The organism is Paenibacillus sp. J31R30, assembly GCF_059692115.1.
On the sequence record NZ_JCAUAV010000002.1, the window covers coordinates 515,403 to 540,134 of the forward strand.

Below are 24,732 nucleotides of genomic sequence, written 5' to 3' on the forward strand. Positions count from 1 at the left end.
TGAGGCTGCTGGCAGAAGAAAGGAGTATTAGTCCGATTTCACCAGCTTATACGGTCTAAAAGTGGGCGGTACACCAAAAACTGGCTGATTAGTTTGGCAAAATCGGATTAGAGCATCGTGGAGGTGGAGTAGGTTCCATTTAGTTCGGCAAAACCTAGTTAATTGCGATAGTGGAAGAGGTATGCGCCTCAAAACGAGAAAATCCCGCCTAAGCCATTGGCAAGGGCGGAATTTAAAAGTTGGCTATATTTCTCCATAAATACTGTGAGAAATCCTTGAAGGACGGCACGGCATAGCCGTTGTTATAAATATCTTTTTTTTCTCAGCAAGCTAACTTAAGCGTGGACAGGGGATTGCTCAAGAAGTTTTTGGATATCACGTTCAATTTTGCGCGGCGACGTTGTTGGGGAGTAGCGTTTGATCACATTGCCGTCCTGATCCACGAGGAACTTAGTGAAGTTCCACTTAATGCCTGAACCAAATAAACCAGATGCCTTGCTTTTCAGAAATCGGTAGAGCGGATGAGCATCCGCGCCATTCACGTCGATCTTGGAGAACAGCGGGAAATTCACGCCGAAATTAATCTGACACGCTTGCTCAACCTGAGCATCATCGCCTGGCTCCTGATCCTTGAATTGGTTGCAGGGGAAGCCAAGAACGCTGAAGCCTTGATCTTTATAGGTGTCATGAAGTTCTTGCAGGCCTTTGAATTGAGGCGCAAATCCGCATTTCGTTGCTGTATTGACGATGAGCAGGACTTGGTTTTTGTAAGAGGCAAGGGATTTATCTTCACCACGGATCGTTTTCACTTGAAACTGATGTACGCTCATAAGGTCACAACCTTTTGTAATTATTATTTTACACAATTCAATTGTACACAATTTTAATTCGAAAGGGAAGCTATTTTTTCAGCAGATTGCCAAGGGCGCCTGTAAGTAAAGGAAAGCGCCATTCAAAACCATTCTTCTCCAGAACGCGAGGAATTACTTTCTGACCTTCTAGAAGGAGAACAGACAGCTCACCGAAAATCAGCTTCATCATGAAAGCGGGAACAGGGAAGAGATTCGGTCTTCGCATCGCAGTTGCAATCGCGCGTCCGAAATCTTTATTCGTGACAGGATGTGGAGCCGTGGCATTGACGGGACCAGAAATGGCATCGTTTTGAACGCAAAAATCAATCAGTCTCACCATATCTTCGATGTGAACCCACGAAAGCCATTGCCTGCCACTTCCAACAGTGCCGCCGACCCCAAGCTTATACGGCAGTGCCATCTTGGGAAACGCGCCTTCTTTATTATCCAAAACAAGTCCAACCCGAACCTTCACTAATCGAGTTCCTTGGATGAGATCGGCTGCTTGCTCCCATTGCTTGACGACGGAAGCTAGAAAGTCTGTATTGCGATAAGGGCTCTCCTCATCAAAGGTTTCCCTTTCTGAAACGCCGTAATACGACATGCCAGAAGCATTCACAACAACCTTAGGCTTAGGATCCAGTTTCGCAACAAGCTTGGCAACTCGCTCTGCTGCCTGCAGGCGGGATTGAACAATCCGTTTCTTGGCCGCGGCTGTCCAGCGTTGACTGATAGATTCACCAGCCAAATTTACAATGGCATCGAGTCCTTGAAGAAGGTCCGTATTTTTCTCCAACTCGTCCCATGTTATCGTTCGGACACCGGAAATCTGCTTTGAGGATGTGCGTGATATATTGATAAGTTCATGACCTTGTCCCAACCAGAAAGCAATTAAACGTTTTCCAATAAAGCCGCTGCCGCCTGTGATCGCTATTTTCATTGCAAACACCTCCATATCGCCATTATAAAACCTTCACCCAATAAATACCATCTGAGCGAAGTAAGAGGACTAAGGTAAAGTTCCCAGTTCGAAATTACGACACGTTTCTCTCCATTTCGTGTATAATTGGAATTCGGCGTCAATTAATTAACCAAAGGGTAATTCGTATCAGTGAGAGGAGTCATCGTCAATGAATCGTATACGTCATTTTCTTCAATCCTATCATCCTATCGTACATACGCTAATCTTAGGTACCGTTATGGCACGAGCTGCCTCCTCCATGAGTTTACCTTTTCTAGCGATCTATTTGGCAAAGCACTCCTCTATGAGCCCAGGACTCATCGGTATCGTAATTGGTATGGGTGCATTAGCTGGTACTTTTGGCGGCTTTGTCGGCGGCACGTTGTCAGATCGATTCGGACGACGCGTGATCATGCTCGCGGCACTTTTTGGGTGGGGATTCGTCTTTCTCGGTTTCGGTATTGTTAAATTACCGGTCTTATTTATGCTGCTCAATATGCTGAATGGTCTCTGCCGTTCATTCTATGAGCCTGTGTCGCAAGCGCTAATGGCAGATCTAACGGAGCCGTCCAAAAGAAGAGAGGTATTCTCACTCCGCTATATGGCGATTAACGTTGGTGTAGCTGTGGGACCTTTGCTGGGAGCTTTCTTTGCGACGATGAACGGAGCCCTGCCATTCCTGCTGACCGGGATTATTTATTTAATCTATGGTGTAACACTCTACGCGCTTCTCATTAAGTTCGGTATTAAAAAAATCGAAGGTGAGAAGAAAGCGATCGTTACTTTCCGCTCGGCATGGGACGTCATTCGTAAGGATATGACCTTCCGTTTGTACATTGTTGGTGGCATTATCGGAGCAATCGGATATTCGCAGGTTATGGTGACGTTGTCACAGTATCTTCAGAGGGATTTTGCCGACGGGGTCAAAATGTTTGCGATTCTCATGAGCGCCAATGCTATTGTCGTCATCGCCATGCAGATTCCGCTGGGGAAATGGGCGGAGAAGTATTCACCATTAACAGCCATTGTCGTTGGAAACTTCATGTTTGCCATAGGCGATATCGGCTTTGCCATTTCCCACTCGTTAACTTGGCTCATTATCTCGATGGCGATCTTCACGTTCGGTGAAATTCTGAATTATCCTGCCGCGAATATGCTGATTGATAAGCTTGCGCCTGAACAAATGAGAGGTACCTATTATGGTGCTCAAACGCTAACGAACATCGGTCACTTCATGGGACCGTGGATTGGCGGCTTTTTGCTAGTATCCTATGGGGGGACTACGCTGTTCCTCATCATTGCATTTTTATCGTTAATCGGATCTATCTTCTATTGGAGAGGCACAAAACGTCAAAAAATGATGAAAATTTCGTCGAAAATGCAAACTTTTTGATGGATTTCGTAAAAATAGTTCCTCCGCACTATTCGATTTCAAATCATCATCCCTTATTCTTGAGGTATAGGATGTACCGTTTAAACATGAACAACTAAACAGATTCTGCACATCATCTCGACAAAGGCAAAGCTGGCGAAAGCCAGTGACGCAAAGCTACAGGGGCTTTACTTCTCCTGCATAGGACAAGCAGCCAGCCAGCCGCCGAACGATTGGGAATTCACTTCAGAACCCCACTAGTCGGTTCACTACGGTAGGGGTTTTTCTCTGTCATAGGAAATAAAATTGAACAATTTGCACTAAGGAGGCCCTAGCGGCATGAAATCGGACAATCAAATGATTGAGGAACAGAAAGCAACTTCACTATGCGGCAACCATGTTGCACGTTTGGTGCCATCCACGGATGGTCCAAAGCTCATGATAAACCGTGAAGAATATGCACTAAACGAAGCGTGTTGGGATGTCGAAATGTTTCACGGAAGAAACAATAGTATCCTCATTTTCTACTGGAAAGGCGAAGTTAAACTTTCTGTAAAAATGCCCCCAATGGCACAAATCGAAGGCTTTTTAACAAAACTTTTCCAATGTCTATCATCCAAATTGAGAGCGGTTCAACCTATCTAGGTGAATTGCTCTTTTTTTTCTGTCGGAAATGAGTAGAAGGGCTATGGATAGTGATTTTCTCATTGTCACCAATCGACACTAACTGCTATAATATTGCCATTAGTAGTTCTTAGGAACTATACCAAGGGAGATGCATAGCATGAGATTGATCACACGTTCTGATTTCGATGGTTTAGTATGCGCGATGCTCTTCAAACAATTAAACATGGTGGATGAAATGAAATTTGTTCATCCCAAAGATATGCAAGACGGCCTAATTGAAGTATCGGAAAATGATATTCTGGCCAATGTGCCTTATGTAGCTGGCTGCGGCTTATGGTTCGATCATCACTCCAGTGAGCTTACACGGATGGGTGAAGCGGTCTCATTTAAAGGAGAAACTCGTATCGCTCCAAGCGCAGCGCGAGTTGTCTATGATTACTATGGGGGCAAAGAAACCTTCGGAGATATCGATGATATTATGCAAGGCGTAGACAAAGCTGATTCCGCGCAGTTTAACAAGGAAGATATTTTGAATCCGAGCGGATGGGATTTGCTCTCTTTTATCATGGATGCACGTACTGGGTTAGGTCGTTATCGGGATTACCGCATCAGCAACTATCAGTTGATGGAGGATCTTGTTGAGCATTGTGCCACGAAATCCGTTGGTGAAATAATGGAGCTGCCGGATGTGAAAGAGCGTGTAGCGCGATACTATGAGTTGGATGCGTTATACCGGGACATGCTGCAAACTTACACAAGGGTTGAAGGTAATGTTATTATTACGGACCTTCGCGATGTTGAAACGATTTATCCAGGCAATCGCTTCATGGTCTATGCACTCTATCCGGAGCAAAACACATCTATCTGGATCGTAGACGGACGTAATAAACAAAATTGCGTATTCGCATGTGGACATAGCATAATCAATCGTACTGCACAAACGAACATTGGCGATCTGATGCTCCAAAATGGTGGGGGCGGGCACCACGCCGCAGGTACTTGCCAAGTGGAATATGAGCAAGCGGACAACGTTTTGCACAAAATTGTTGAAACCATGCTAGCAGCAGGGTAAAATAAATGAACAAGCCGCAGGATGGGAGCAGCCCAGCATGCGGTTTTTTCTTTGTGAGGAGGTTCAACGAATGAAATTCAAACAGATTCATCACGTTGCGATTATTTGTTCGAATTACGAGCGTTCTAAGCATTTCTATGTAGATATACTCGGACTCACCGTTATTCAGGAAACGTATCGCGCGGAGAGAGACTCGTATAAATTGGATTTGCGCATCGGTCAAACGGAGCAAGAGATTGAATTATTCTCATTTCCGAACCCGCCATTACGTGTCAATCAGCCTGAAGCGCGGGGCTTACGTCATTTGGCCTTTGTTGTTGCTGACATGGAGCAAAGTGTAATCGAACTAGAAAGTAAGGGTATCGCGGTTGAGCCAGTGCGGATTGATCCAATCACGGGGAATCGCTACACGTTTTTCGCAGATCCCGATGGGTTGCCGTTGGAGTTGGTGGAAATTGTGGAATAAAGGCCGGTACCAGCGGACCGAAGAGGAACCAAAGCTAGCGATGGCTAAAGGTTGCTTCTGGAGCGTACTACTGTCTATTCCCTTGTGGGCGCTTCTGATTTATGTCATATGGATAAAATAAACCCTCAAAGTGACCCGATTGGACTGCTGACAAGCGGCAGTGTGATATTTTTATTACCTCATATTACAAATTAGTAAAATTGGCATGAAAGGCCTGGTACTTCTATGAAAAGAACAAAAATGCTCCTATTTGCTTGTTGTTTAATGTTCATGGTCACTAGCACACCAACATACATTCGAGCCGAAGCTGTCGGACAAGCCATTGTATTGAAGCTACAGGATATAAAGGCAATGGTCAGAGGGGAAACCTACGAGTTGCAAAGCGCCCCGGTGCTAGTAAATGGCGTCACGATGGTTCCACTGCGGTTCGTCGGAGAGGCTCTAGGCGCAGCCATAGAGTGGAATGGAGTTACGAGAACCGTTAGACTCACGACCTCTGCCAAAACGGTCATTATTAGCATCAACTCGAAAGATGCAGTAGTTGGCAACCAACCAGTTACTTTGGAGCAACCCGCAATAATTGTGAACGAGACGACGATGGTGCCATTGCGATTCGTTGCTGAACAACTCGGTCAAACTGTAACTTACAATAGCCAGCTTCAAACGATCACTTTGACAATGGATGTGTCAACTGCTGCTCCAATAGCTGAACGAAAAAAGCTTTCTCCACCCACAGTAGACAACCTAGTCATGGACCCGGATGCCGGGCAGCAAGTTGCAAGGGCAACGCAGGTTTTAAGTGTGGTTGTCGACAAGAATGGTAACATTTATTCAATTCGTGATTACGCCAACGAAGGCTATATAGTCAGTAAATACGAACCTGAGTCCAATCGTACCAGTACCGTATTCCGGATTGACGGGAAATTAAACTTCGAATATGAAGATGTTCCGGGAGATAGTAATAATATAATCCATAGGAAAAACACTTTCGTTTATGCAAGCTTTCAAGCCATGCAACTGTATTACAATCCGATGCTGAATCGCGTGTATGTCCTTGGGGGAGGAGGAGTCGCCTATTCCCTTGAGCCTGAAGTGAAGATGGAAACTCATAACTTCACTTTCAACAAGCCGATTCCGTTGGATATGAGGTTCGGGCAAACAAGCACCGGCCATACTTACTTGCCAGCGATGTTTGAGACCGTTGATGGAGGGAAATTTTATTGGGGAGGCGCTAGAGCCATTTATTCCAGTCTCAAGGGCGGAGGAAGCCAATTTGAGACGAAAACATATATCGAACCTAACAGTCAACTGGTATCCACGGTTAAAGATAACACCATATACACATACGACATGAGTACCGGCTACATCTCTACTCTTACGGACACGGGGCTCAAGAATGCTGCCCAAGCGCAAATCGAAGGAGCCGTCAATTGTATTGGGGCGAACGGAAGCTTTTTTGTGATGACGCCAGAGCAAATCTATAAAGTGACTGTGGATGGTAAAACCTCATTACTAATAAATCGTAATGAAATGAAATTTAATAAAGGGCTGTATAATGGGAAAAGCAAGGGCCACGAGCCGATCGATGCTTATGACCCTTCGGAGCTGTTGTTTAACCAATTCATTCGCTTTACGGTGGACCGCAATGACAACATCGTTCTTTATGATGAAAGAAGTAGAATGGTTCGAAGAATTAATGTTTATGAACAAGAGTAAGGCATCGTGAGGTAACATCCAGTAAAATTTCCTTTACAGAAATTCCACGTGGGGATCAACTTTGTATTGATGTTCCTGAAAAAAGAAAAGCGGCAGCTAAGATGGTTAGTATAACCTCTGAACTGCCGCTTTTTTAATTTTAACGGATCTTTACCTACGCGGAGGCAATGGCCCTAGATACTGGAACAAATTACATTCGATCCGCCCGTTAAACAACTTGCGCTTCTTGTCAGCGCGGCGGTTCATATAATGCTCGAGCTGAGTGCTCGGGCTTAGAATGAACAGGCTCCACGACGGCATCGGTCGTGTTAATGCACCGAGCTCGCGCAGCGCCAGCTCGACATCCGGTGCTTCACCAAGTCGTTCGCCATACGGCGGGTTGGTGATCAAGCAGCCATAGTCGCCGCGCGGGCGCGCCTTGGCGATCGGCTCAACCTTCAGCTGGAATTGCTTCGTCAATCCAGCTGCCTTGGCGGCCGCCTCTGCCACTTCGATGGCGGCAGGGTCGATATCGCTGCCGACGATGTGCAGCGGCACGTTGTCTTTCACCGCGTCGAAGGCTTCGTCGCGGGCCTTGTCCCACAGCTTGCGGGGAATGTTCCCCCAAGATTCACTAGGGAAGCTGCGCCGCAGGCCTGGCGCAATGTTCCAGCCGATCATCGCGGCTTCGATCGGGATGGTCCCCGACCCGCAGAACGGGTCGTAGAGCGGCCGATCAACGTTCCATCGGCTCAGCAAAATCAATGCTGCCGCCATGGTTTCCTTCAGCGGCGCTTCGGTTACAAGCTTGCGGTAGCCGCGCTTGTGCAGGCTGGGACCGGTCGTGTCGATCGTTAACGTCGCGATATCGTTCAACAGCGCGACTTCAATCACGTAGCGTGCCCCGTTCTCAGGGAACCACTCGGTGCCGTAGCGTTGCTTCATCTTCTCAACGACAGCTTTCTTGGCGATGCCTTGGCAAGCGGGAACGCTTGATAGCTGTGACTTATGGGAGCGACCCTCGACAGGGAATTCGGCATCGTTCGGAATCCAGTCTGGCCAAGCGAGAGCTTTGGTGCCTTCGAATAGCTCGTCGAAGGTAGTTGCTTTGAATTGCCCCATAAGCACGAGGACGCGATCTGCCGTACGCAGCCAAAGATTGGTGCGACAGATGGCCAATTCGTCACCAAAGAATCGGACACGTCCATTCTCGACGGTCATTTCCTCATAGCCGAGGTCACGGATTTCACGGGCAACGATAGCCTCAAGTCCCATCGGGCAAGTGGCGATTAGTTCAATTTTTTGTGGCATTGGTATAGTCCTTCCATCCGGGTTGTACAACGCTCAGAAAACTCATACAATTAACAAGTATAGGACAAATAGGTTACACTTACAAACGGGTATTGCAAAGACCACACATTTGATGCGAATTTAGGAGGACAAATACATGGAAACGATATCAGCAGAAAGCTATATGGAAGGTTTATATGAAGAAGATGCCGTACTTGCAAGGGTCAAGGAAGTCATCGTAGCGCAAAACATGCCTGAGATCTCTATCGCGCCAGGTTATGGCAGACTACTCACGATGATGGTCACTATGATTGGTGCGAAGCGGGTGCTAGAAATTGGAGCGTTAGGCGGATACAGTGGCATTTGTTTGGCGAGAGGGTTAAAAGAGGGCGGCAAGCTCATTTCTCTTGAGCTGAAGCAGGATTTCGCCGACGTGGCGAAGCAAAACGTGATCGAAGCTGGCCTTGGCGAATTCGTCGAATATCGTATAGGCGAAGCGCTTGATCACTTGAATGACCTGCTGGAGCGGGGAGAGCGCTTCGATTTCTTCTTTATTGATGCGGATAAGGTGAATTATCCGAACTATTTGGAGCTCGCGATCAAACTGGCGAATCCAGGCGCAATCATTGCGGGAGATAACACGCTGATGCGCGGCAAAGTCGTTGATGAGAGTCAAACGAAAGCTTCCGTTCAAGCGATGCGAACGTTTAATCAGCGGATCGCGACAGATGTCAGGCTGGAGAGCACAATCCTCCCGGCATACGATGGGCTGGCTCTAGCTCGCGTGAAATAGAGCATATTGTAGGAAAAGAGCGATCAACTGCTGGGCAGCTGATCGCTCTTTTCTGTGGTATTAGGATGCTTTTTCGTGTATATGTAAATCTGACTGTGATTTTATTTGTGGTTTAACCTGTGAAACTGGTAACTGTTGTTGTTGAGTGGGGGAGTGACGGGTCATTTGTTGTTTCTTGAAGCTCATGGTACTTAGGCTGTTCCAGTAGATAAACAAACACTCAGCACACACGATAATCAGTATGATTTTACGCCAGTTAAGCCTCATTCATTACCATGCCTCACTTTCCATCATACACCTATATTAGCATGAAGTGGAATTAATTTCCATCACAATTCATCCAACGGTAAAATCTTATCGAGAATCAATTGACTTAACGAATATTGGGAAAATCCTCCTGACGTCTACCGACGGCATGTATCGCAAATACGCTAGCCGAGGGCGTTAACGCTCTTTTTGGGCGTTAAAGTCCGACCGCAGGACACTGGGTGGGAAATAAGATCCTTTTGGGGCGTTAAAGTGCCCGAAGCCCGAGAAAGGCAGTCATCCAAGGACTTTAGCGCCTTTTTGGGCGCCTAAAGTTCGATCGCCAGCCACGGCGTGGGAAATAAGGTCCTTTTGGGGCCTTAAAGTGCCCGTAGCCCGTGAATAAACAAAATAAAATTCAGTCACGGTATATCACCACATCAGTTCATTCATTCAAATCCCCAAATGCACTAAACCTGTTGTAATCTCCAACTCGTATCTTCGACTATCTGGCATCTGTAAGTCATATGCCATCTGAACAGCTCTCGCGATATCATACGGCACACGCACGAATTGTAGTGCAACCCCTGATGGAATCGACGAGTCCGTCTCTCCTTCGATGACGCAGTAACAAGCCTGAGGGATGCCGTCATAGGGGACACCGACGCTCCCTACGTTGAAGAGCAGCAGCCCACTGCGCTCCGCACTACTTGTACTCTGCACAGAATCCTCATCCTGCAGATTTGCCTTCCCACCGAAAGCCTCGCTCCTCGACACAGTCAGCTCTGCATCACTTGTAGACTGCACAGAATCCTCATCCTGCAGCAGTCCTGCACACCCACCGCCACCTGCATCCCTCTCCGATGGATTGCTCAGCGTCAGCATATAGGGGATATGAATATCCCCATACCCAACAATATCCGGCTCATTCCCATCAGATGGAGTTCCTGTCATTTCCGTATTTTCAAACATGGCTAATCGCTCTTCCTTGGAAGCTTCGCGTTTCAAACGATGAAAGACACTCTGTGCTGACGCGTGGAACAATCGAACACGCTTCCCACCGAGCGTCACGTCGATCGAGAACGGAAGCTGCTTTAAATAGGCTATACGCGCTTCGCCTAACGATTGCTGCTGCCACAAGCCAGCAGGCAGCTCCTGCGGCAGCGTAATGCCTAAATCCCAGTTGCCTTGCACAACGGCTTCACAGGTTTGCTTAATGAGGTCTACTACTTCAGCTGAGTTGGGCCCCTTGCCAACCAGATCGCCTAAACAGAAAATACGTGTGATGCCTCTGCGCTTTATATCGTGAAGTACTGCTTCTAAAGCAGGTAGATTTCCATGAATATCCGAAATAATGGCGATTTTCTCCAAGTTACTCGTTTCCTTTCTTTTCCTATACATTGCTTCTGTTATACCACAAGGCAGGCAATCTGAAAATGTGAGCCGCTCCCTATTACCCAACGATGTCGACATCTGTTATAATTTGTAGGGGGAAAGGGGAATGTTTTAATTGGAATCCAGACAAGAACGTCACGGTAAGTCGAAAAAACCTTCAAGTCCAAGCAAAAAGCCTTCACTTAAAGTGTTGGGTGGCTTCACAGTTGCAGCGGTTGCTTGTTTTGCCATTGGAATCGGGGCTTCCTATTGGACCTCCAATTATAATAATGGGGAAGAAGAAGGAGCAGCTTCAACACCTATAGCGATCATTTCGCCTAAACCAACGACTTCCACTTCGAATGGCAATTCGACTGTGCAGGTTAGTCCCAAAGCTTCTACCGTCGTGACCCCGACACCAACGCCATCTGCGAATGCAACAACGGTCAAGCAAGAGGGGACAGGCGCACAAGTGAAGCTAACTTTTGTGGGTGATGTCATCATGGCCTCCAAAGTGGAAGATATCCTAAAGCAAAAAGGCTATGATTACCCGTATACGAATGTAAAAGATTTCTTAACAAAAGCTGATTTTACCATTGCAAATTTGGAGTCACCAATAACATCTAGAGGCAGTGTTCAGAGCAAAGAGTATGTGTATCGTTCTTCGCCTGAGGCGCTGCCACCTCTTAAACAAGCTGGAGTCGACATTGTTAACTTAGCGAATAACCATATCATGGATTATGGGACTGAAGGCTTGTTGGATACGATGAAGGCACTTGATCAAGAAGGCATTAAGCGAGTGGGAGCCGGCAAGGATAATCTAGAAGCCTATCAACCTGTGATCGTGGAAAAAGATGGCTTGAAGATTGCTGTGTTTGGATTCAGCCGTGTCGTACCAGAAGCTTCTTGGAAAGCTGCTCCTGGCCATCCTGGCGTTGCTGAAACCTACAGTTACAAGGTACCTGTAGAAGCGATTGCGAAAGCTAAAGCTTCCGCTGATCTTGTCGTTGTTGTGGCTCACTGGGGCGTAGAACGCGATGACAATCCGGATAAAAATCAAAAGGAGCTCGCGCATCGTTACATCGATGCAGGTGCTGATCTGATTATCGGCGGTCATCCGCATGTTCTGCAAGGCTTTGAGCAGTACAAAGGCAAATGGATCGCGTACAGCTTAGGCAATTTCATTTTTACAACGAACGATTTGCCCAAAACTTGGGAAACGGTTATTTTAGAAGCCGCGTGTACGAAGGACAAGTCCTGCAATATTCATCTTGTACCGATTTTGACGAAATCAGCACTGCCGACTCCGATGAATGCTGAAGATGGGGCTAAGCTTTTTCAACGATTAAGTCAAATTTCAATTGGTGCTGGGGTGGATGCCCAAGGAAATGTGATTAAGAAATAGAAGAGGAGTTCATCTAGTATGACAGCTACGATCCGAAATATTTATTGCGTTGGACGCAACTACCGCGCACATGCCGCAGAGTTGGGGAACGATGTTCCTGATCAACCGATGATTTTTACGAAACCTACACATGCGTTAGTAGATATAGATGGCAGCGCAATCTCTCTACCTAGTGATCAAGGAGAGATTCACTATGAAACTGAACTCGTCCTACATATTGCGAAACCCTATACTGAAGGTATCAAAGTCGATGAGATCGTAGATCAATACGCCCTTGGGATTGATTTCACACTCCGCGATGTACAGAATGTGATTAAGAAAAAAGGCCAACCATGGCTGCCTGCCAAAGGCTTCCTAAAGTCTGCGCCAATCACGGCTTTCCGTCCGTTCCCAGGAGCGTCCGAATTAACGAAAACGAACTTCCAGCTTCGTCAGAACGGGCAGGTTGCACAAGATGGCAACATCTCGCTGATGATCTTTGATCTTCAGACGATCATCGATTACATTGCGAAGCACTATGGATTGGGTCCTGGCGACATCATCTACACAGGAACACCTGAAGGTGTAGGCCCTGTTAAAGACGGCGACCGTATGGAGCTGATCTGGGGAGAAGAGCCATTCGGAGCATTTACCGTTAACGTTTAGCAAAAAAGAGCAGTCTCCAAGGTCGTCATCGACTTAAGAGAACTGCTCTTTTTCCTTTGCACACTATGTAGGATGTTATGATTCAATTGGATTGGCTAAGGCAGCATCCGAGTATTGCTCTCTAACACGGAGAATGGCAGGTAATTGTTTGAAAAAGGCATCAACTACATCAGGATCGAAATGCTCTCCACGTTCCTCTTGAAACAATTGCAGGATCCGATCGAGCTCCCAGGCCTTTTTGTAGACACGATCACTGCCGAGCGCATCGAAAACATCGGCAATGGCAGTAATACGACCGTAGATGTGGATCTCATCCCCTTTAATGCCGCGGGGATAACCACGCCCGTTCCATTTCTCATGATGTTCATGGGCAACAACGGCCGCTGTTTTGAGAATATGTCGGGTCGAATTCCGGAGCAGGTTGTATCCGATCAACGTATGATTTTGCATGAGCTTGAACTCATCATCCGTCAGCTTGCCGGGCTTGTTGAGCACGGCGTCAGGAATGGCTACCTTGCCGATATCGTGCATGGGAGAGGCGATTTTCAACAGCTCTGCTTCTTCTTGACTCATGCCTAACTCAATCGCTAGCAAATAAGAATACTCAGCTACACGCTTCACATGATTTCCTGTTTCCTTGGAGCGACTTTCGCCAATTTCACCCATACGGAAAATAATTTCTTTTTGCGTTTCTTCAATTTCCATGGTTAGCAAGGCAGATTCTAGTGATTTCCCGGCATATGAGGAGGCTAGCGTTAAATATTCCATGTCTTTATCGGAAAACTGCTCATTCTCCGTTAACTTATTAATCGCTTGATAAGCCCCCATAATCTCGCCTTGACTATTCTTGAAAGGAATAACCATTAAGGCTTTCGTGCGGTATCCTGTCTGTTGATCTGTACGCAAGGCGCCATTTTGCAGATAAGATTTATATTCCTCATTGGTATAAGCATCATGAATGAAAACAGCTTGATCATTGGTCACGGCATAGCCGACAAGGCCGGCAGAGCTTGGAATCCGAATTTCATCCAGGCCATGAGCCACTTTGGACCAAAGCTCATTCTTTTGTGTATCGAGCAGCCAGACGGTACAACGATCGGAGACGATCATCTCACGGCCCATATCCGCCATCAGCATAAGTACATGTTCAAGAATACGTTCATTAGCAATTTTGGAAGCATAGTCGAAAATGACACGCAGCATTTCTTCGGGCTCCAGGTCTCTTTTGAAACGGGAATGGGTTATGAATTGATCTTGCTCCATGTCAGCCTCCTATCGCTTATCCCTTTCATAGTATCATATAATTGGTTGTTTATGGATAACAAAATGCAGAAAAAACTGAAATTTGTCGAATTTACTTTACATAAGTTAGGCATTTAATAGAGTTTGGCGGGATATGGTACAATATTCATAATAAATCTTCGTGAAAAAGAGAAATGAAAGGGAGAATCCCGATGATGCCGTTGGTTTATGGATTTGCTGGAAGTGTGATTATAGCAGGCGCAGCCTATTGGAAAAGATCATTATCCTTATCTGGGCTGATTGCAGCAGTGCTGCTAGGTACAATGATGTATGCGCTCGGCAGCCTAGTGTGGTTCGGTACACTTATCGCTTTTTTCATCTCTTCCAGCTCACTGTCGAAGCTTAAGCATCAACGTAAAGAGGCAGCGGAAAGTGGCTATGCCAAGGGTGGAAGACGAGATGCAGGTCAAGTCGCTGCTAATGGAGGCCTTGGTTTGCTTCTCTGTATTGGAAATGCCATCTGGCCAGATCCTATCTGGTGGTTTATCTATTTAGGCGTAATGGCAACGGTTAATGCGGATACGTGGGCAACAGAAATTGGCGGGATGAGTCAATCAATCCCAAGGTCTATTGTGAGCGGGAAGCGGGTAGCTGCAGGAACTTCAGGCGGGATTACGGGTCTAGGTTTGATAGCTTCCTTGCTTGGTGGGGCGTTTATTGGTCTTGTGGGGGGTATCTTCAACCAGCTTGGAGAGTCACATGAGGTGAACAGCTCTATCCTTATTCTGATCTTGCTAGGTGCAATTGCTGGATTAGGAGGATCTCTCGTCGATTCCTGGCTCGGGGCTACACTGCAGGTTATGTTTCAGTGTGAGGTCTGCGGTACAACGATTGAGAAGCAGGAGCACTGTAACCGCAAAGCAAGGCAAATCCGTGGTCTCCGAGGGATGAGTAATGATGCAGTTAACGCGGGATCCTCATTCATCGGAGGGCTAATTTGCCTGACTTTAAGTATTTTGCTCTTCTGATAGTTGTAGAAAATGTCTATACACTAGGCTCGTTCTGTCCTAGATTGGATTCAGAAGATGGTACGGCTGCCGGGTTTTGAGCTTCTTGAACCTGCTTCTCCAGTTGCTTAACTTTTCGCTGCAGCTTGTATTGGCGAACCATGCCGAAGAGACCTACAATTAAACCGCCTAATAAGGTTGAGGTTAAAATGACGAGAATAAGAGGCGTGGATGTGGTCGTGAACATAAAGTTCACTTGTACGGGCTCCACATTGACGACAGCAAAAACCGCCGTAATTAGAGCGAACACTAAAGCACTGATTAGAATCCATTGCATCTTCATGTAGCCATCATCCTCTCTATGTTAAGAAAAAGGTTGAAAGCCTCTGCTTTCAACCTTTTTTTCTTGCTATCCGCCCTCAAACTGCAAGGAGGGCTTTCCATTTATCGATGAATCGCTTATTTCGTAAGCTCTTCCATTTGATCCAACAACGAGCTGAATACGCTCATTGCTTGTTTAATCGGCTCCGGTGTTGACATATCCACACCGGCCTTTTTGAGAATGTTCAGTGAGTAGTCACTGCCGCCGCTTTTCAGGAAGCCGAGGTAGCGGTCAACCGCAGGCTGGCCTTCATCCAAAATCTGCTTCGCAAAGGAAGTAGCAGCAGAGAAGCCTGTCGCATATTTATACACATAGAAGCTGTTGTAGAAGTGAGGAATACGAGCCCATTCCATCTCAATATCTTGATCCACGACCATATCATTGCCGTGGTATAGCTTATTCAAGCCATAGTAGATTTCACTGAACTCTTGTGGTGTCAAGGAATCACCTTGCTCGGATTTCTCGTGTGTAATCATTTCGAATTCCGCGAACATGGTTTGACGGAATACAGTCGTCCGGAATTGATCTGCATAGTATGTAAGCAAATACATTTTTTCCTTCGGATCTGTTACACGTTTCAACAGATAGTCCATGAGCAGAGCTTCATTCAACGTTGACGCGACTTCAGCTAAGAAAATCGTGTACTGCGCATAGCGATACTCCTGGTTCTCATCCGACAAATAGGAATGAATCGCGTGACCCATCTCATGTGTCAACGTAAACATGCTGTTCAAGTTGTCTTTGTGGTTCAACAGCACGTAAGGGTGCGTGCCGTAAGCTCCCCAACTGTAAGCGCCGTTGCGCTTATTCTTGTTCTCATACACATCAATCCAGTGGTTGTCGAAGCCGTCTTGAAGAATTTTCAAGTAATTTTCACCAAGCGGAGCTAAGCTTTTCTTGATTTCTTCTTTCGCTTGCTGGTAAGTAATATCCATCTTGAACTCTTCAACGAGCGGTGCAAATAGGTCATACATATGTAATTCATCGACCTTGAGCAGCTTTTTACGGAGTTTGAGATACCGTTGCAGCTGTGGTAAGGATTCGTGAATGGTAGAGATTAAGTTCGTATACACTTCTTTCTTAATATTATCCCCGAACAGCGAGGACTCAAGAACAGAAGGGTAATGACGTGCTTTCGCATAGAAAATGTTTTTGTTGATATTCGCGCTTAGTGTAGCGCCAATCGTATTGCGATTGTTGCGGTACGTTTCATATACGGCTGTGAATGCATTTTTTCGAACTTCAGGATCACGGCTTTCTAAGAATTGAATATAGCTGCCGTGAGTAAGCTCAACTTCTTCACCTTTTTCATTCTTCACCTTCGGGAACTTCAAATCCGCATTATTCAGCATGCCGAAAATGGTGCTAGGCGCACCCGCCATCGTACCCGCTTGAGCAAGAAGAGCTTCTTGTTCTTTAGATAACGTATGTGGCTTCTGACGAATCATTTCTTCGAGTGTATCTTTATAAAAAGATAAGGAAGGATCACTCACAAGCTGCTGAAGCTTCTCGTCCGATAGGCTTAGAATTTCAGGAGAAATAAAGGAAGCCGCTTCTCCTACCTCGACACTGAGTTTTTTTGCTTTTTCGGATAAGGCCTGATAAGTCGGTTCTGCTGTATCTTCATGATGCTTCATGTTGGAATAGACATATAATCTTTCCATTTTCACAGAGAGTTCATCTTCCAACTGGAAAATTTGTTTCACTGAAGCAGCATCGTTAAGTTTCCCTTGGAAGGCACTGACTTTGCTAAGCGAGCTTTTCACTTCTTGAAATTCTTGATCCCAAGCCTTCTGATCGGCAAATAAATCCTCCAACTTCCATCGGTGCTCGGCCGGTACTTGCTTGCGTTCCAATAATTGAGTCATCGGAGCCCTCCTGTCCTTGTTTTGAGATTGGGGTAAGCTGGTATCCTTTGCGTGTAAATCAGCTATGGGGATTGAGCTTAGAAGAATTCCCATTGCAGCCGTTACATAAATCCAACGCATTGCGGTCACGCTCCCGGCATGTTCCCATGAGGGACGTTCTAACTGAAATCCCATATCATGGTTTTCACCTAGTATGACCGATTGCGCGTGCAATTATGACCACATAAGGAAGTATAGCTTTCGGATCCCGAAAACAGCTTTCTTATTGGCAATAAAATCTACCTCTAAACGTGGTCGCTCATCTTTGAATTACCTCGAAAGAGATATTCTCATTATATGAAAAAGCTGGAAGGAAGTAAATTCAAGTTCCTGCTCGGAAGAAGCTAAGCAAGATCAGAACGAAGGATATGGAGACCATAACAATCGCCAGTAATGCAAGATAGCGTTTCATTTGTGCCGGTAGGCTGTCTTTTTTCATAATCAAAATGATCGCCAGGCAAAAGGATACAATTACAAATGTGAGAATAGATCCAGAATCGGTCATCGAAAATCATCCTTTTTCCTATAGAGTATGATACTTGCTTCGTATCATACTAATTTTCGATGCGATGGGTCAAACACCTTTTTCATCCGGCATGCTGCATGGTGTCTCTCGTCGCCACTTCATCTTCCTCATCTTCCACTTTCACGAGTATGAACTTGCCGCGCGAATCCATTTTGACGGTGAATCGATCCTCCGGGGATATCTGAGCTTCTTCACTAAGCTCCTTGGGAAGCGTTAATTGTCCGCTATCTCCGACGTGCACCTGATAACCTATCATTTTCGACCATTTGCCTGCTCCAAGCACAATAACAATGAGTAAACCAATGAATAACCATTTGCCTAACGGGTTGGACTCGAAGAAGGGGGATAAGAATTTTTCTCCCGTAATCATTTTGCCTGCGGTAAGAGCAAGTACAGCTGCACCGATATAAATAATGGAGGGAAATTTTTCGATCCACTTAATGAATAGGGTGCTTCCCCAGACGACAATAGGGACACTAATGAGCAGACCGAGAATCACGAGCAAGAAATTTCCATGTGCCGCACCAGCGACGGCGATGACATTATCTAACCCCATGACGGCATCTGCGATAATAATGGTTCGAATCGCTGCCCACATGCTGTCTTTCACATGCATATGCTCATGATTTTTCTTTTCGCTCAGAAGCTTATACGAAATCCATAGCAGCAGGATTCCCCCGATTAGCAGCAGGCCGGGTATTTTGAGCAGCGTAACAACAATCAACGTGGCAAGTGCACGAATAATAATGGCACCAACCGTGCCCCAAAGAATGACCTTCTTTTGCGTTTCCTTTTTTAAATTACGTGCAGCCATCCCAATCACAATTGCGTTATCTCCTGCCAGCACCAGGTCAATCAGAATAATGCTGAGCAGGGAGACAAAAAAGCCTGTTGATAACCAATCCATACGCGAACACACTCCTTCAGGGTTTTTGGATGCAAAAAGAGCCCAGCACCTTTGGACCGGTGAAGGCTCTAATTCATCAAAAAAGACCTTCACCAATGAACATGGCAAAGGTCTTGCTAACAACGTTTTGTCGTTGCCAATAAAGCCGGGACCTGATGAGGATCCGAATTGACGACTTTACTGTATCAGCTACTCCCCTTTGGAGTATTGCTATGAGATTATACTTTTATTATATGCAGCACTTTTTAAAATAGTCATGATTTCTACTATACGTTTTTAAAAGCATCCATGATAGCTTGCAATTCTTCCTCAGTGCCATCGAATTTATCTTTGGCAAAGCGCTCGCTAGCCCAGTGCAGCATGGCAGGTCGTCCAATAAATGTGTGGCACTCTTCGCCCCATTGGTCGGAGATTTCGGTCAGGACGATTTTCGTACCTTGAACCTCAACATTGAGCATGTTCCATTTATCTTTTTTATAAATCGTATGTCTTTTAAAAGGTTGGTGTGACATCTTAGTTCCTCGTTTCTGTAGTAAGCTTATAGATGTAAACAATCGTATCATAAAATGCGGCTATTTCCAAACAGGCCTAACGTTTTTTCGTTGTTTTTCGTTATTTTCATATTGCACCGTGGAAACCCTCATGTTAGAATCTTCCTAATCCTTTCCAGAGGGAAGGGGTTACGAGCTGAGATGAGGAGAGATGAGCATGGAACAGAAGCGTGTTTATGAGCAAGTAGGGGTTGCTATGACCTCGAGATCGTATGTGGAATACGAGAAAATGTTTATGTTACAGACAGCCGATTTCATTGGCAAACGGGTTTTGGATGTCGCCGGCGGCGCATCGTCGTTTACAACTGAAGCAAGGCAGCTTGGGATTGACGCAGAAGCGGTTGATCCGTTATATGAGAAGTCGCCAAGTGCAATTGCTGAGCATGGTAGGCATGAGATTGAACTAGTCGCTGAGAAGATGGCGAAATTAACCAATGTGTACGATTGGACATTCTACGGTTCTGTTGAGCAGCATAAAGCAGGACGAATAAAGGCTTTACAGCGATTTATCGAGGACTATGCAAGCTCGGAAGGCGCAGCTAGATATCATCAAGCTTCTTTACCTTCGCTTCCTTTCGAAGCGGAAAGCTTCGATCTCGTGATGTGCAGCCATTTTCTGTTTCTATATGAAGAACAGTTTGATTATGCCTTTCATTTGGCAGCTATTAGAGAATTGCTTCGAGTGTGCAAGCCAGGCGGCGAGGTGAGATTATATCCGCTGCTTAGTTTCCGGCAAGTGGAATATGCTCAGCTCCATGTCCTAATCAGCGAACTGGAAAGGGACAGATTTACCGTTCAGAAGAGAGAAGCTAGTCTACCTTTTCTACCGAATTCTCATCAATTTTTAAGCATAAAAAAAGGCCCCTCTGCATAGTGGAAAACCTTGGTACATCAACAAATTTCAGCTTATCCACCTCGGAATTTCCGTTGATTTTTCACCATGCAAATGGTATAATTTCCTTATTCGTCATAGATGGCGATATTTTTAGGAGGTTGTTCATTTGAAGGGTACAGTGAAATGGTTTAACGCAGAAAAAGGGTACGGTTTTATTTCTGTTGATGGAGGCGACGATGTATTCGTTCACTTCTCCGCAATTCAGGGCGAAGGATTCAAAACATTAGAAGAAGGCCAATCCGTTGAGTTTGATATCACTCAAGGTAACCGTGGTCCTCAAGCAGCTAACGTCACCAAATTATAAGATACTGGGATTCCCTACTTATAAATAGTGTCATAGCACAAGCAATAAAGACAGTTCTCGGGTTCACTCGGGGCTGTCTTTTTTGTTCCCTATGCATGAAATGAATCATGAAAGAAGCAAGCTCAGCAATTCCTGACAGGGAATAGGCATAGGCTTGCTTCTTTTAACGTTGTCTCATTTCGGCGGGTATAGGCCGTGCCATAGAATGTCAATGATCTGCGTAGCGGCTTGCCCCTCATGAGGGAACATTTTATCCCCGTTTCCATCGCGCGCATGGCCCATCATGAGGAGAGAGGTATAAGCGCGAGCTATCACGCGTGGATTTACAGGACCGATTTCACCGGACTCGATCGATTTCCTGAATTCATTCTCCAGCGCATCCAAGATGCCTTGCTCGGATTTACGCATAGCCATCATCTGCTCCTCAGAAAGGGTAGCTTCCATCTTGCGCATGAAAGAATGCAGATCGAAATCGATCGCTTTCAGATGTCCTTCTGTAATGCCAAGCAGCCTTTCACGAAGCGAAGTGGGCTCGCTTAATCGTTGGATCGTAACGCGTCTTACGTTATCCATCAACAGAACCATTGAGGCTGTAAGCAGGTCCGATTTGGAAGGAAAATAATAATAGACCGATGCTTTCGTAACCTGGCATTCTTTGGCGATATCGTCCATAGAGACAGACTCGAAGCCACGAGATAGGAATAGTGGAATGGCTGTCATTAAAATTTTTTGATTAAGAGGCATTTCTCCCTGTGAAACGCGGGGTCTGCCGAGTGGTTTTGATTTTTTTTCCATAAGTTTGTGTCACTCCTGAGACGAATCTAAATAAAACTTGATTAATTAACTATGTAGTATATATAATTAATTTGGCTGCAAGAATAATTATATCACTATTTCACATTTTGGGAGAGAGGCTACACGATGCATGAAAATCCTTTGTTCAGTAAAATTGGCGGTATAGTTGCAGGTCGCCGCAGCAAATGGGTGACATTGGCTGTTTGGGTTTTACTTACAGGCATTTTATCTGTCTTTCTACCTAACGTCAATTCACAAGAAAATAATGCTGCACGGCAACTGCCAACGGATTCGTGGTCGCTTGAGGCAGCTGCCCTAGTGAAGGAGCAGTTTCCTAGTAATGATGGCGTTCCTGCTCTTGTTGTTTGGTATCGTGGAACAGGCTTGACCGATTTAGATTTAGCTGGTGTTCAAAAGGTTGCCAAGCAGCTAACTGATGTCCCGTTAGCCGGGCAGAAGGGATTGCCTCCGCTGCATACCATGCCGGCGTCAGCTCTAAAAAGCATGGTATCCAAGGACGGTAAGCTTCTCGTCCTGCCGATTTCATTCAACGAAGGAACAGAAACGGAAGTCCTCCAGGAAAGCATGGCCACACTGGAAGAGGTCACGGTCAGTCAATTAGGGAGTGATCCCTTTGAGGCTAACGTAGACGAAGACGGACTGCATGCCCGAATTACGGGGCCGGTCGGCATTCAAACGGACGCAACAGCACTTTTCAAAGGAGCAGATTTTACGCTGTTGTTAGCAACGGTGCTGCTTGTACTACTGCTGCTCATTTTACTGTATCGCTCGCCAATCCTGGCAATCATTCCATTAGTAGGCGTAGGATTTGCTTATGGGGTCATTTCACCTCTTCTTGGATTCATGGCCAAGCAAGGTTGGATCACGGTAGACGCACAGTCGATCTCGATTATGACCGTACTGCTGTTTGGGGCAGGAACGGATTATTGCCTCTTCTTCGTTGCCCGATATCGACAAGCGCTATTGGAGGAGAAAGACAAATATAGCGCACTTCGCGCTTCATTTGGAGGTTCAACAGGTGCGATAGGGATGAGTGGACTCACTGTTATTGTATCCTTGCTGGGCTTGTTATTCGCTCACTATGGTTCGAATCACCGCTTCGCGATCCCTTTCAGTGTAGCTATCTTCATCATGGCACTGGCAAGTCTAACCCTTGTTCCTACGCTGCTTGCCATCATAGGACGCGTGTCGTTCTTCCCCTTCATTCCATTGACGGCTGAAATGAGAGCAGTGAAGGAAGCTCGAAAAGGGAAGCGAATTCGCGAGCAAAAGCCCGTTGGCGCGATGAGTGCCGCGCTTGGACGCGTGGTAACGGAGAAACCAAAAAGTGTCCTCGTCATCTCATTAATCGTTCTCATCACACTTGCGGCATTTGCTCCTCAGGTAAAATTTACGTATAACATATTGGAATCTTTCCCTTCCACGATGGCGTCACGAGAAGGCTTTAGCTTATTATCCGAGCATGTTTCACCAGGCTCACTAGCTCCAGTTAAAGTGGTAGTTAATACAGCAGGCAAGAATATAGATGTCCAAGGAGATCTTGCAAAGCTTTCTTATGTAGAATCGGTAAGTAAACCAGAGGCTAGTAAGAAGGACGCTAATTATAAGGCATATGAGTTGATTTTCAAACAAGATCCCTACGATTTGGAGATTATCAATCGGATTCCTGAAATTCGGAGCACCTTGGAGCAGAAGCTGGTAGAGGCAGGCATAGCTTCACCGCAGGTGTGGGTGGGGGGAGAAACGGCTACGCAATATGATACGAAAACCGTTGTAGAGCGCGATACGAAGATTGTCATTCCCGTTGTTATTGCCGTAATTGCGATACTCTTACTTGTATATCTACGTTCTATTGTGGCAACCGTCTATCTGATCGCAACCGTGTTACTTTCCTATTACTCGGCTTTAGGTGCAGGCTGGCTCATTTTGCACTATTTCATGGATACGGCGGCAATCCAAGGATTAATACCGCTATATGCGTTCGTCTTCCTCGTAGCTTTAGGTGAGGATTATAATATTTTCATGATTTCGAGCATTTGGCAGGAGCGAAATCGCTTGAAACTGAAGGATGCCATTCGATTGGGCGTAAGCTCAACGAGCAGCGTAATTACTTCAGCAGGATTGATTTTGGCAGGCACCTTTGCGGTTCTAGCCTCGCTGCCGATTCAAGTGCTTGTGCAGTTCGGTGTCATCTGTGCCGTTGGTGTGATTCTGGATACGTTCATTGTAAGACCGTTCCTCGTACCTTCGATTACCATGCTGCTAGGGGATGCTGTTTTCTGGCCAAGTAAAGTGAAGAGAGGGTCACAAGAAGCTGTATCCAACAATTAATTTTGGCAAAGTCTTAAAAGATGCTCTTTCGCACTAATTTAGCTATGTATTACCCTTTCCCCCGAAAATAAGTGTACTTTAGCATCTTTGACCTTTTTTCGCTTACACTTGGCGTATTTATATTTGCAATAAACAAAGGAGCTAAGCGTGAACACGCATTAGCTCCTTTTTCGTTCCAATATTAGCTTTGCCAGATACGGTTAGTCGATGATTTGAAGAATATCATCAACTTCCTTGCGGGCCATTTTCCCAGGTCTTTCCTTCGGATAGCCTAGGGAAATCACCATGTTGATTTGATATTCAGCTGGAATCTCTAGATAAGCTCTGATTTGATCCTGTGCTAACAGCACGGGTCCTGTCATAGGGCATGTTGCTAAGCCTCTAGCGTGAGCCGCAAGCATCAGGTTCTGTGAAGCCAGACAGGAGCTCTTGATGCCTTCTTCAGCCCAAACATGGTCATCGACCAATTGAATGGGGTCGAAGATACGATCACGGAACTTGGACTCATACGGTGTCGCCAAGCAGATGATGAGAACAGGCGCATCGGAGAAGGCCGTCGCGTAAGGTCCGAAGGATCTCACGAGCATGCGTGCTTCTCTGGATAGCCCCTTCTCCTCAGCTTCCGCGGCACGCAGATGGAGCTGATCCCAGGTCAATTGCTCAATATGTTTGATTTTTTCTGTATTTCGAATGGCGATAAATTTCCACGTTTGTGAATTCGTATCACTAGGAGCGTACCGAGCACAGTCGATGATCTCTCGAATATCTTCAACTGCGACTGCTTGCTCTGTAAAATTGCGAATACTGCGTCTTTCAAGAACGATGGCTTTGAAATCTTCATACATCATAGTAAATGTGTACCTACCTTTGCTGCTCATATTATTCTGTGTGATTTTCCACAATAGAAAGACGTTTTCGGTTCCCGAAAACGTCTTTCTATTTGGCGATAAAACCTTCCTCTAAACGCGGTCGCTCATCCTTGAATTGCCTCGATAGAGGTTTTCTCATTACTTGGTACTAAGACTATATCCTTATTATAGGGGAGATCAGCTGGGAGTACAACTACC

23 protein-coding genes, 1 pseudogene and 1 riboswitch are annotated in these 24,732 nt (G+C 45.8%); of the genes and pseudogenes, 12 read left to right on the forward strand and 12 right to left on the reverse strand.

The annotated features are described in order from the left end of the window. Positions 1-335: 335 nt before the first annotated feature. Both AC58QO_RS08295 and AC58QO_RS08300 read right to left on the reverse strand, forming a co-directional pair. Positions 336-830, reverse strand: coding sequence for a glutathione peroxidase (locus tag AC58QO_RS08295; protein WP_497264827.1), 495 nt, complete (start codon positions 828-830; stop codon positions 336-338). Between the two features lie 70 nt (positions 831-900). Beyond that, positions 901-1,791: a TIGR01777 family oxidoreductase gene (locus AC58QO_RS08300; RefSeq protein WP_497264828.1), complete on the reverse strand. Its 891-nt coding sequence runs from the start codon at positions 1,789-1,791 to the stop codon at positions 901-903. 190 nt (positions 1,792-1,981) lie between these two features. Between AC58QO_RS08300 and AC58QO_RS08305 the strand changes: the two genes are divergently transcribed. The 5 genes from AC58QO_RS08305 to AC58QO_RS08325 all read left to right on the forward strand — a co-directional run bounded on the left by AC58QO_RS08305 (position 1,982) and on the right by AC58QO_RS08325 (position 7,065). Continuing rightward, positions 1,982-3,205: an MDR family MFS transporter gene (locus AC58QO_RS08305; protein WP_497264829.1), complete on the forward strand. Its 1,224-nt coding sequence runs from the start codon at positions 1,982-1,984 to the stop codon at positions 3,203-3,205. A 115-nt stretch (positions 3,206-3,320) separates the two neighbouring features. Continuing rightward, positions 3,321-3,414, forward strand: a riboswitch (cyclic di-GMP riboswitch). A gap of 109 nt (positions 3,415-3,523) precedes the next feature. After that, the gene (locus tag AC58QO_RS08310; RefSeq protein ID WP_497264830.1) at positions 3,524-3,829 is read left to right on the forward strand and encodes a hypothetical protein; all 306 of its coding nucleotides are present in this window, start codon (positions 3,524-3,526) and stop codon (positions 3,827-3,829) included. A 139-nt stretch (positions 3,830-3,968) separates the two neighbouring features. Next, positions 3,969-4,883, forward strand: coding sequence for an exopolyphosphatase (locus AC58QO_RS08315; RefSeq protein ID WP_497264831.1), 915 nt, complete (start codon positions 3,969-3,971; stop codon positions 4,881-4,883). A 70-nt stretch (positions 4,884-4,953) separates the two neighbouring features. After that, the gene (gloA2, locus tag AC58QO_RS08320) at positions 4,954-5,349 is read left to right on the forward strand and encodes an SMU1112c/YaeR family gloxylase I-like metalloprotein (protein ID WP_497264832.1); all 396 of its coding nucleotides are present in this window, start codon (positions 4,954-4,956) and stop codon (positions 5,347-5,349) included. 225 nt (positions 5,350-5,574) lie between these two features. After that, positions 5,575-7,065, forward strand: coding sequence for a copper amine oxidase N-terminal domain-containing protein (locus AC58QO_RS08325; RefSeq protein ID WP_497264833.1), 1,491 nt, complete (start codon positions 5,575-5,577; stop codon positions 7,063-7,065). Positions 7,066-7,215: 150 nt separating this feature from the next. Here AC58QO_RS08325 and AC58QO_RS08330 read toward each other — a convergent pair whose 3' ends face one another. Next, positions 7,216-8,355 carry a THUMP domain-containing class I SAM-dependent RNA methyltransferase gene (locus AC58QO_RS08330; protein ID WP_497264834.1) on the reverse strand — a complete coding sequence of 380 codons (1,140 nt, stop codon included), beginning with the start codon at positions 8,353-8,355 and terminating at the stop codon, positions 7,216-7,218. A 136-nt stretch (positions 8,356-8,491) separates the two neighbouring features. Here AC58QO_RS08330 and AC58QO_RS08335 point away from each other — a divergent pair, with 136 nt between their 5' ends. Further along, positions 8,492-9,127, forward strand: a complete 636-nt coding sequence (locus AC58QO_RS08335) for an O-methyltransferase (protein ID WP_497264835.1) — start codon at positions 8,492-8,494, stop codon at positions 9,125-9,127. Between the two features lie 699 nt (positions 9,128-9,826). Here AC58QO_RS08335 and AC58QO_RS08340 read toward each other — a convergent pair. After that, complete coding sequence (locus tag AC58QO_RS08340; protein ID WP_497264836.1) at positions 9,827-10,744, reverse strand: metallophosphoesterase family protein; 918 nt, start codon at positions 10,742-10,744, stop codon at positions 9,827-9,829. 139 nt (positions 10,745-10,883) lie between these two features. On the opposite strand from AC58QO_RS08340, the gene AC58QO_RS08345 reads away from it, so the two are divergent. Together AC58QO_RS08345 and AC58QO_RS08350 are read left to right on the forward strand one after the other, a co-directional pair. Continuing rightward, a complete protein-coding gene (locus AC58QO_RS08345) occupies positions 10,884-12,152 on the forward strand; it encodes a CapA family protein (protein ID WP_497264837.1) in 1,269 nt (422 codons plus the stop codon). Positions 12,153-12,170: 18 nt separating this feature from the next. Beyond that, on the forward strand, positions 12,171-12,797 hold the full coding sequence (locus tag AC58QO_RS08350; RefSeq protein ID WP_497264838.1) for a fumarylacetoacetate hydrolase family protein: 627 nt from the start codon (positions 12,171-12,173) through the stop codon (positions 12,795-12,797). Between the two features lie 75 nt (positions 12,798-12,872). Here AC58QO_RS08350 and AC58QO_RS08355 read toward each other — a convergent pair whose 3' ends face one another. After that, entirely contained in the window at positions 12,873-14,060 is a 1,188-nt protein-coding gene (locus AC58QO_RS08355) for an HD domain-containing phosphohydrolase (protein WP_497264839.1), read from the reverse strand. A gap of 191 nt (positions 14,061-14,251) precedes the next feature. Between AC58QO_RS08355 and AC58QO_RS08360 the strand changes: the two genes are divergently transcribed. Next, positions 14,252-15,067 carry a DUF92 domain-containing protein gene (locus AC58QO_RS08360; protein WP_497264840.1) on the forward strand — a complete coding sequence of 272 codons (816 nt, stop codon included), beginning with the start codon at positions 14,252-14,254 and terminating at the stop codon, positions 15,065-15,067. 16 nt (positions 15,068-15,083) lie between these two features. On the opposite strand, the gene AC58QO_RS08365 is transcribed toward AC58QO_RS08360, so the two are convergent. The 5 genes and pseudogenes from AC58QO_RS08365 to AC58QO_RS08385 all read right to left on the reverse strand — a co-directional run bounded on the left by AC58QO_RS08365 (position 15,084) and on the right by AC58QO_RS08385 (position 19,280). After that, a complete protein-coding gene (locus tag AC58QO_RS08365) occupies positions 15,084-15,389 on the reverse strand; it encodes a LapA family protein (RefSeq protein WP_497264841.1) in 306 nt (101 codons plus the stop codon). A gap of 116 nt (positions 15,390-15,505) precedes the next feature. Beyond that, the gene (gene pepF, locus AC58QO_RS08370) at positions 15,506-17,296 is read right to left on the reverse strand and encodes an oligoendopeptidase F (protein ID WP_497264842.1); all 1,791 of its coding nucleotides are present in this window, start codon (positions 17,294-17,296) and stop codon (positions 15,506-15,508) included. A 361-nt stretch (positions 17,297-17,657) separates the two neighbouring features. Further along, the gene (locus AC58QO_RS08375; protein ID WP_028556538.1) at positions 17,658-17,840 is read right to left on the reverse strand and encodes a hypothetical protein; all 183 of its coding nucleotides are present in this window, start codon (positions 17,838-17,840) and stop codon (positions 17,658-17,660) included. Positions 17,841-18,126: 286 nt separating this feature from the next. Next, positions 18,127-18,768: pseudogene (locus AC58QO_RS08380) on the reverse strand (TerC family protein); the annotation flags it as partial. A gap of 266 nt (positions 18,769-19,034) precedes the next feature. Then, positions 19,035-19,280, reverse strand: coding sequence for a hypothetical protein (locus tag AC58QO_RS08385; RefSeq protein WP_436237680.1), 246 nt, complete (start codon positions 19,278-19,280; stop codon positions 19,035-19,037). A gap of 196 nt (positions 19,281-19,476) precedes the next feature. On the opposite strand from AC58QO_RS08385, the gene AC58QO_RS08390 reads away from it, so the two are divergent. Both AC58QO_RS08390 and AC58QO_RS08395 read left to right on the forward strand, forming a co-directional pair. After that, positions 19,477-20,193, forward strand: coding sequence for a class I SAM-dependent methyltransferase (locus tag AC58QO_RS08390; protein WP_497264843.1), 717 nt, complete (start codon positions 19,477-19,479; stop codon positions 20,191-20,193). 127 nt (positions 20,194-20,320) lie between these two features. Next, positions 20,321-20,518 (forward strand): cold shock domain-containing protein, encoded by a 198-nt coding sequence (locus AC58QO_RS08395; protein ID WP_028556542.1) that lies wholly within the window; start codon positions 20,321-20,323, stop codon positions 20,516-20,518. A gap of 174 nt (positions 20,519-20,692) precedes the next feature. Here AC58QO_RS08395 and AC58QO_RS08400 read toward each other — a convergent pair whose 3' ends face one another. After that, complete coding sequence (locus tag AC58QO_RS08400) at positions 20,693-21,313, reverse strand: TetR/AcrR family transcriptional regulator (RefSeq protein WP_497264844.1); 621 nt, start codon at positions 21,311-21,313, stop codon at positions 20,693-20,695. 126 nt (positions 21,314-21,439) lie between these two features. On the opposite strand from AC58QO_RS08400, the gene AC58QO_RS08405 reads away from it, so the two are divergent. Next, a complete protein-coding gene (locus AC58QO_RS08405; RefSeq protein ID WP_497264845.1) occupies positions 21,440-23,665 on the forward strand; it encodes an MMPL family transporter in 2,226 nt (741 codons plus the stop codon). A 200-nt stretch (positions 23,666-23,865) separates the two neighbouring features. Here AC58QO_RS08405 and AC58QO_RS08410 read toward each other — a convergent pair whose 3' ends face one another. Next, entirely contained in the window at positions 23,866-24,513 is a 648-nt protein-coding gene (locus AC58QO_RS08410) for a nitroreductase family protein (protein ID WP_497264846.1), read from the reverse strand. Positions 24,514-24,732 lie beyond the last annotated feature (219 nt).

Excerpts from the sequence above, each read along its gene's own strand:
- AC58QO_RS08305 (WP_497264829.1), top strand. The coding sequence starts at position 1,982 with ATGAATCGTATACGTCATTTTCTTCAATCCTATCATCCTATCGTACAT.
- AC58QO_RS08405 (WP_497264845.1), top strand. The coding sequence starts at position 21,440 with ATGCATGAAAATCCTTTGTTCAGTAAAATTGGCGGTATAGTTGCAGGT.
- AC58QO_RS08355 (WP_497264839.1), bottom strand. The coding sequence starts at position 14,060 with ATGGAGCAAGATCAATTCATAACCCATTCCCGTTTCAAAAGAGACCTG.
- AC58QO_RS08375 (WP_028556538.1), bottom strand. The coding sequence starts at position 17,840 with ATGACCGATTCTGGATCTATTCTCACATTTGTAATTGTATCCTTTTGC.
- AC58QO_RS08390 (WP_497264843.1), top strand. The coding sequence starts at position 19,477 with ATGGAACAGAAGCGTGTTTATGAGCAAGTAGGGGTTGCTATGACCTCG.
- AC58QO_RS08325 (WP_497264833.1), top strand. The coding sequence starts at position 5,575 with ATGAAAAGAACAAAAATGCTCCTATTTGCTTGTTGTTTAATGTTCATG.
- pepF (WP_497264842.1), bottom strand. The coding sequence starts at position 17,296 with ATGACTCAATTATTGGAACGCAAGCAAGTACCGGCCGAGCACCGATGG.
- AC58QO_RS08400 (WP_497264844.1), bottom strand. The coding sequence starts at position 21,313 with ATGGAAAAAAAATCAAAACCACTCGGCAGACCCCGCGTTTCACAGGGA.
- gloA2 (WP_497264832.1), top strand. The coding sequence starts at position 4,954 with ATGAAATTCAAACAGATTCATCACGTTGCGATTATTTGTTCGAATTAC.
- AC58QO_RS08315 (WP_497264831.1), top strand. The coding sequence starts at position 3,969 with ATGAGATTGATCACACGTTCTGATTTCGATGGTTTAGTATGCGCGATG.
- AC58QO_RS08360 (WP_497264840.1), top strand. The coding sequence starts at position 14,252 with ATGATGCCGTTGGTTTATGGATTTGCTGGAAGTGTGATTATAGCAGGC.
- AC58QO_RS08350 (WP_497264838.1), top strand. The coding sequence starts at position 12,171 with ATGACAGCTACGATCCGAAATATTTATTGCGTTGGACGCAACTACCGC.
- AC58QO_RS08385 (WP_436237680.1), bottom strand. The coding sequence starts at position 19,280 with ATGTCACACCAACCTTTTAAAAGACATACGATTTATAAAAAAGATAAA.
- AC58QO_RS08410 (WP_497264846.1), bottom strand. The coding sequence starts at position 24,513 with ATGATGTATGAAGATTTCAAAGCCATCGTTCTTGAAAGACGCAGTATT.
- AC58QO_RS08330 (WP_497264834.1), bottom strand. The coding sequence starts at position 8,355 with ATGCCACAAAAAATTGAACTAATCGCCACTTGCCCGATGGGACTTGAG.
- AC58QO_RS08335 (WP_497264835.1), top strand. The coding sequence starts at position 8,492 with ATGGAAACGATATCAGCAGAAAGCTATATGGAAGGTTTATATGAAGAA.
- AC58QO_RS08310 (WP_497264830.1), top strand. The coding sequence starts at position 3,524 with ATGAAATCGGACAATCAAATGATTGAGGAACAGAAAGCAACTTCACTA.
- AC58QO_RS08365 (WP_497264841.1), bottom strand. The coding sequence starts at position 15,389 with ATGAAGATGCAATGGATTCTAATCAGTGCTTTAGTGTTCGCTCTAATT.
- AC58QO_RS08295 (WP_497264827.1), bottom strand. The coding sequence starts at position 830 with ATGAGCGTACATCAGTTTCAAGTGAAAACGATCCGTGGTGAAGATAAA.
- AC58QO_RS08300 (WP_497264828.1), bottom strand. The coding sequence starts at position 1,791 with ATGAAAATAGCGATCACAGGCGGCAGCGGCTTTATTGGAAAACGTTTA.